The sequence below is a fragment of the Alkalicoccus luteus genome, from assembly GCF_012034335.1.
In the GTDB taxonomy this organism is placed as follows: Bacteria; Bacillota; Bacilli; order Bacillales; family Salisediminibacteriaceae; genus Alkalicoccus; species Alkalicoccus luteus_A.
This window is the reverse complement of the sequence record NZ_JAATHJ010000054.1, coordinates 1-5,480: the sequence shown is the minus strand read 5'-3', so window position 1 is coordinate 5,480 and position 5,480 is coordinate 1. Positions and strand designations below refer to the sequence as shown.

Genomic DNA, 5,480 nt, shown 5'->3' with positions numbered 1-5,480 from the left:
TTCAATGTTGAATAGAGGGGTCCGTACTTCCTAGAAATCATGATAAACGTAAAAAAGCAGTCGCGTCTGTTGTGACGTTATTCTCCAACAAGGAGAGCCGTTTTCCCGATGTGTCCGGCGGAGACGCGAGTGGAAGCCGCGCAGTCTGAAGATCCCGTGCCGTTCAGATCTGCGAACGGCATCAACGCACGAGCGGAGCCGGACTGGCTTTTGAAGGCTTCTTGTAAGAACCCTGTGTCCGAGTGAAGCCGTGCCTATCTTCCATTCATACTGGGGTCACTCTGAGAAATAGCTGAAGGCCAGCCCACGGCAGGCTCGGTAAGCAGAGGGGAAATACAACCAAACGAATAAACATGTAAGTTGAAAGACTTTTTCAACAGCCTGACAAACGAGCCGATAACCATCGGCTCGTTTTTAGGAAAGTGCATGAATTTGCATAACTGTCGTTTATCTTCTATGACGTTCATTTATCATATGCAGATTTTTCAGGCAGAACAGCTATACCGTCTTCGTCAGCGTACACCCACATACCCGGCTCCCACAGAACGCCAGCCATATTGAGAGGAATATCCGAGTACCCTTTCCCGCCTTTATGACTCCTGCACGGTCTTGTTCCCAAGGCGACAATCCCGAGTTCAATATCCACTAGTTCTGCAGCGTCCCTCACAAATCCGTTTATAATCACGCCGGCAATATTCCGTTCTGCTCCAATCGCAGCCAGATTATCGCCGAGCAGCGCGGTTCGGCCTGCCCGGCCTCCTCCGTCTACGACGATGACTGTACCGGCATCCGCTTCTTCCAGCATCCGTTTAACGAGCACGTTATCTTCAAAGACGCTGACGGTGCGAACAGGACCGGAAAATTGCCTGCGGGCCCCGTAATGCACCAGATCCTCCTGCATCGTCTGGACTTCTTCTGCATGTTCATCACAAATATCTGTTACCGGCTTCATCTTGGTCCCTCCTTTTTCTATTCTTTTACTGCGATTCGTGACGAAACAGATAATTCCTGTTTGTTTCCAAAGAAAATAGAGATTTTTTGGGAAGTTACCTGCTGAAACTTTGCAGATACGGGTATAGATTAGAATAAGAAGCCCTCAGTCAGGAAAGGAGGCGCAAATGACGGATATACGAATTAAGCGGACGAAGCAGGCCCTGAAACAAGCACTGCTCGAACTGTTGGAGCACAAAGCTCCGACACATATTCAAGTGACAGAGCTTGTTAACCGTGCAGGTTTGAACCGAAGTACGTTTTATCAGCATTACGGCACAATTGAAGAACTGCTGGACGAGCTGAAGCAGGACGTTATGGAAGATTTGATTTCGGCTTACCGGCAGCCGCCGCTGCTCACAACCGACGTCATGCATCATGCGTTCTATTCTGTTGCTGTCCGCATGATCGAGCACGTGGAAAAGCAGCAAAGCTTCTATGCGGTCATGCGAGACTGCGGAGAACTGCCGCGCTTTCGCCAGAAAATGATTCTGCTTTTAAAACGCGTGCTGCTGGAAGAAGAATCTGCCGCAGAAGAAAGCGGAGTAGCCGAAAGCTTCGCCGTGTATCATGCACATGCTGCTGCCGGACTGATCGCAGACTGGATGGACGGCGGTTATAAAAAGAATGCTTTTGAGATGACGAGCGAGCTGAAAATGCTGCTTCGGTATCATCCAGGATCAAGCTCAAGCTTTCAGGAAATGTAAAACAGAGAAGCCGTGCTTACGTGGCACGGTTTTTTGTGAATAAAATCGGTAAAAAGCGGAAGTTAGTCCTATTTTTCAATTTCGGTATCGTTTTTCCTATCTGTATATGGTTAAATAGATGTTAACCCGTCATATAAGAACATTCGTTCCACCGTCACTTACGTCACTGACTGGCCTGCAGGCGCCCAGCCTGCCATCGAAACGCATGAGGAAGAAACCAATTTTTTCACTTCTCTTGAATAGATCTTCTACTGAATATTGTCCGGTTCCTTCTAAATCATTAGAAACAGTTGCTGCCAAGCAATCAGGGGGAATGAACGTTGGACATAAACCAACGACGGCTCCGTAAACTGGAGTCGGAGCATCAAGACCTTCTGCGGGACATCCGCCAGCTTAAGCGGAAAGCAGAAGCGCTCGTCCATGCCAGGGCGCGCTATTCCAGCGCCCATGTTAAGAAGAAGTACCAGACCCGCCTGGCCGCTGTGCACAGAAATCTGCACAAGCTTGAAACTGCAAAAGGTTTGCAGGAAAAAGAGCTCGCCAGGATGCAACAATCCTTATCTGAAAAGCGGTAAAACATGATAACCGCTGCCAGACATATAAAGAAAGCCTGCGGAGGATTTCCGCAGGCTTTCTTTCTGGCGACCAGTTATCATCGAGTTTATCGGCATTGGTCTTTTGACAACATTAACGAGGTCATTCGTTACTTTATTCATTATCACGACACCTTAAGTTACTTGCATCAGCTGCTGTGAACCAGTTGATCGACGTTGAATCGGGTTCGCCTGTCATGACGCAACCTTTCCTTTGGAATAAGTCATTTTACCGCTGCAGCCTCTCCGAAGCGCCGGACTTGAAAACGGGCTCGTTCCCGTTCACGAGTCGTCGCACCATAGCGTCGCTTGATCGTTTGCAGCGCATTCATCACGAGTCCCGCTTCCTCACGTTGTATTTCCATGCCTCGTCCTGTTTGATCATACGGATCGCAGCCCAGATCGTCAGGAACTGAATGATGATGATCGGAAGTCCCATTAACCCGGAAACCACTTCAAGTGGCGGGAGACCGCCGACTCTCATCATCACGAGAGCAACACCTGCAATAATCGCGGCTACGATAATCCGGAGCATGCGGGATGGCTCGTTTTTGCTCATATCCTGTGTACTCGTATAAGCTGCGATCGTATACGTCGTCGAATCGAGCGTTGTAATCAGAAAGATCATGGCGACAATCGCAAATACGATCAAGGCAATGGTTGCAAATGGCAGCGTGGACAGTATTTCCGGAATCAGCGCCATCTCATCCATGGACTGTGCCATCTCGAGAATTTCCATCTCCCCGTTTACGTGCCGGTGAACGCCAAGCCCGCCGAGTACACCTGTTGCTGCCCAGGAAATCGCTGTCGGGGCCAGTAAATACGTTAAAATCATTTCTTTAATCGTACGGCCCTGCGATATTTTGGCCGCAAATACACTATGCAGCATTGCCCAGGTTGCACTGTAGGCAAACCAGAATACAGTATTGCTCTGTACATGGCTCGATCCTTCGCCTCCAAGCGAGTCTGTATAGAGCGAGATGTCCACATAGTTTGTCGCCAGCGTACTTAAGCTCTCTGTAAAGTAGTTTAAAATAAAGACACCAGGCCCGACTGTCATAATAAACAGGGCAAATCCTCCGGCCAGGTACATGTTGAACGTACTGAGACGCTTAATCCCCCTGTCAATTCCGACATAGGCACTGATGGAAAAGAAAATGACCCAGAGAATCGTAATAATAAGCGTTAACGTGAAGGTGACTTCTATGTTAAACAGCTGCGACAGGTTATGTGTCACAATCGGGGTTCCAAGACCAAGCGTTACGGCTGCACCGGAAAGGATGCTGACGAGAAAAATCATATCCAGTACTTTTCCCCCGAGTCCATCGGTAAACCGGTCGCCGAACAAGCAGCGGCAGGCTTCTGACACGCGCATTAACGGACGCTTGCGCACGTGAAGAATGTAACCGAGTGCCGGAGCTGCCATGACGAAAATCGCAAACACCTGAAAGCTCCACATGAACATGCTGTAAGCATTGCCCATCAGCAGCGCTTCCGTCGAACCCGGATCCATGCCGAACGGCGGATCATTTGCGACGTTCGTCCATTCCACCATACCGGTTCTCATAATCGTTGATCCGAGTCCCATCGCAATGAGAATAGATGCATACTCAAACAGCGTAAATCTCGGCTTTTCGGCAGGATCTCCGAGCACAACGTTGCCCAGCTTGGAAAAGGATAAATATAACCCCGCTCCAAGCAGGATGATCGCGTACCAAATATACCCCCAGTTAAATACAGCAACAATGATATCGAATATATGTTCCAGAACACCAAGCGCCTGCTCCTCGTAAAGCGAAAGCGGCACGATCATGGCGATGATGATAAGTAGCGACGGTAAAAAGATTTTGTAATCAATCAGCTTTCCTTCCGGTCGCTGGTCATTATCCTGTTCCATCACCCATCCTCCTATTCTTTCAATAAAAATAATTAGCCTTTCCAACTATGTGTTTTCCTTTTTACTGTTAGTTAAAACCACTTCGCGGAAAACTGAGAACTCCTGCTCACAGAGATTTTTCGCCATCTATGTCTTTTACCGTGGTTTTTCTGCAAAAAAAAAGTGGTTCCGCTGCCTATGCGGAACCACTTTTTCATACCTATGAAACACTTGATTGTTTGTTCAAGTCTGCCTTGTTCGGCTGTTTTCCCCGGCTCCAGTAAGATACAAGTGCCGGCCCTGAAATATTGTGCCACACCGAAAATATTGCACTCGGCAGAGCTGCCAGCGGACTGAAATGAGCCGTCGCAAGCGCTGCGCCAAGACCGGAGTTTTGCATGCCGGTTTCAATGGAAACCGCCCTGCGCTTGGTTTCGTCAAGTCCGGCCCATTTAGCGGCCAGATAGCCGAGGGCCAGTCCAGCCCCGTTATGCAGGATAACGGCTGCAAAAACAGCAGCACCGGAAGTCACGATGTTTTCAGCATTGGCTGCAACAACACCTGAAACGATCAGCATAATGGCACCGACCGAAACGAGCGGCAGTGCCGCCTGGCCTTTCTCCACAGCAGCCGGCAAAAACTTCGCGGCTAAAATCCCGAGTGCTATCGGAATCAGAATGACCTCCACGATCGACATAAACATATCACCTGCTCCAACCGGCAGCCATTGATTCGCCAGCAGAAAGACAATCAGCGGAGTGAACAGCGGTGCCAGCATCGTCGACACGCTTGTCATCGCAACTGATACCGGTACATCTCCTTTTGAAAGATAGACCATCACGTTCGACGCTGTCCCGCCAGGACAGGCCCCGACGAGGACGAGTCCTGCAGCAAGCTCCGGCGGCAGGTTTAACAGATAGGCAATACCGAAGGCCGTCAGCGGCATAATGAGAAACTGCGCAAGCAGGCCGATCGCAACCGGCATCGGCTGCTTCGCGATTACTTTAAAATCGGCAAGCTTCATCGTCGTTCCCATGCCGAACATGACGATCCCCAGCAGAATGGTGATGTACGCTCCGATCCAAGTGAAGGTGGCCGGTGATAAATACGCAATAAATGCTACGACAAGAACGATCAGAGCAAAGTAGCGGCTGACAAATGCTCCGATTTGCTGAACGGCTTTCATGCCCGAGTTCGACAGTTACTAGGTAAACGAAATGCCTGGGAACCCTACTAAGACAAGGGTTCTCAGGCATTTTTGAATACACCAGACGTGTTACTAGGAATTCGCCTGGAGATCGAGGATATTGGGAG

6 protein-coding genes are annotated in these 5,480 nt (G+C 49.4%); 2 read left to right on the top strand and 4 right to left on the bottom strand.

What is annotated here, in order from left to right; genetic code table 11:
- Nucleotides 1–463 precede the first annotated feature (463 nt).
- Complete coding sequence (gene rraA, locus HCN83_RS17740) at nucleotides 464–952, bottom strand: ribonuclease E activity regulator RraA (protein ID WP_168009733.1); 489 nt, start codon at nucleotides 950–952, stop codon at nucleotides 464–466.
- 166 nt (nucleotides 953–1,118) lie between these two features.
- Between rraA and HCN83_RS17735 the strand changes: the two genes are divergently transcribed.
- Both HCN83_RS17735 and HCN83_RS17730 read left to right on the top strand, forming a co-directional pair.
- The gene (locus HCN83_RS17735) at nucleotides 1,119–1,697 is read left to right on the top strand and encodes a TetR/AcrR family transcriptional regulator (protein ID WP_168009732.1); all 579 of its coding nucleotides are present in this window, start codon (nucleotides 1,119–1,121) and stop codon (nucleotides 1,695–1,697) included.
- Between the two features lie 320 nt (nucleotides 1,698–2,017).
- Nucleotides 2,018–2,272 carry a hypothetical protein gene (locus HCN83_RS17730; RefSeq protein WP_168009731.1) on the top strand — a complete coding sequence of 85 codons (255 nt, stop codon included), beginning with the start codon at nucleotides 2,018–2,020 and terminating at the stop codon, nucleotides 2,270–2,272.
- A 242-nt stretch (nucleotides 2,273–2,514) separates the two neighbouring features.
- Here the strand turns inward: HCN83_RS17730 and HCN83_RS17725 are convergent, their stop codons facing one another.
- The 3 genes from HCN83_RS17725 to HCN83_RS17715 form a co-directional block, all read right to left on the bottom strand.
- On the bottom strand, nucleotides 2,515–2,655 hold the full coding sequence (locus tag HCN83_RS17725) for a hypothetical protein (RefSeq protein ID WP_168009730.1): 141 nt from the start codon (nucleotides 2,653–2,655) through the stop codon (nucleotides 2,515–2,517).
- Nucleotides 2,622–4,187, bottom strand: coding sequence for a BCCT family transporter (locus tag HCN83_RS17720; protein ID WP_168009729.1), 1,566 nt, complete (start codon nucleotides 4,185–4,187; stop codon nucleotides 2,622–2,624). Before HCN83_RS17720 ends, HCN83_RS17725 begins: the two co-directional genes overlap by 34 nt.
- A 199-nt stretch (nucleotides 4,188–4,386) precedes the next feature.
- A complete protein-coding gene (locus tag HCN83_RS17715; protein ID WP_168009728.1) occupies nucleotides 4,387–5,352 on the bottom strand; it encodes a bile acid:sodium symporter family protein in 966 nt (321 codons plus the stop codon).
- Nucleotides 5,353–5,480 lie beyond the last annotated feature (128 nt).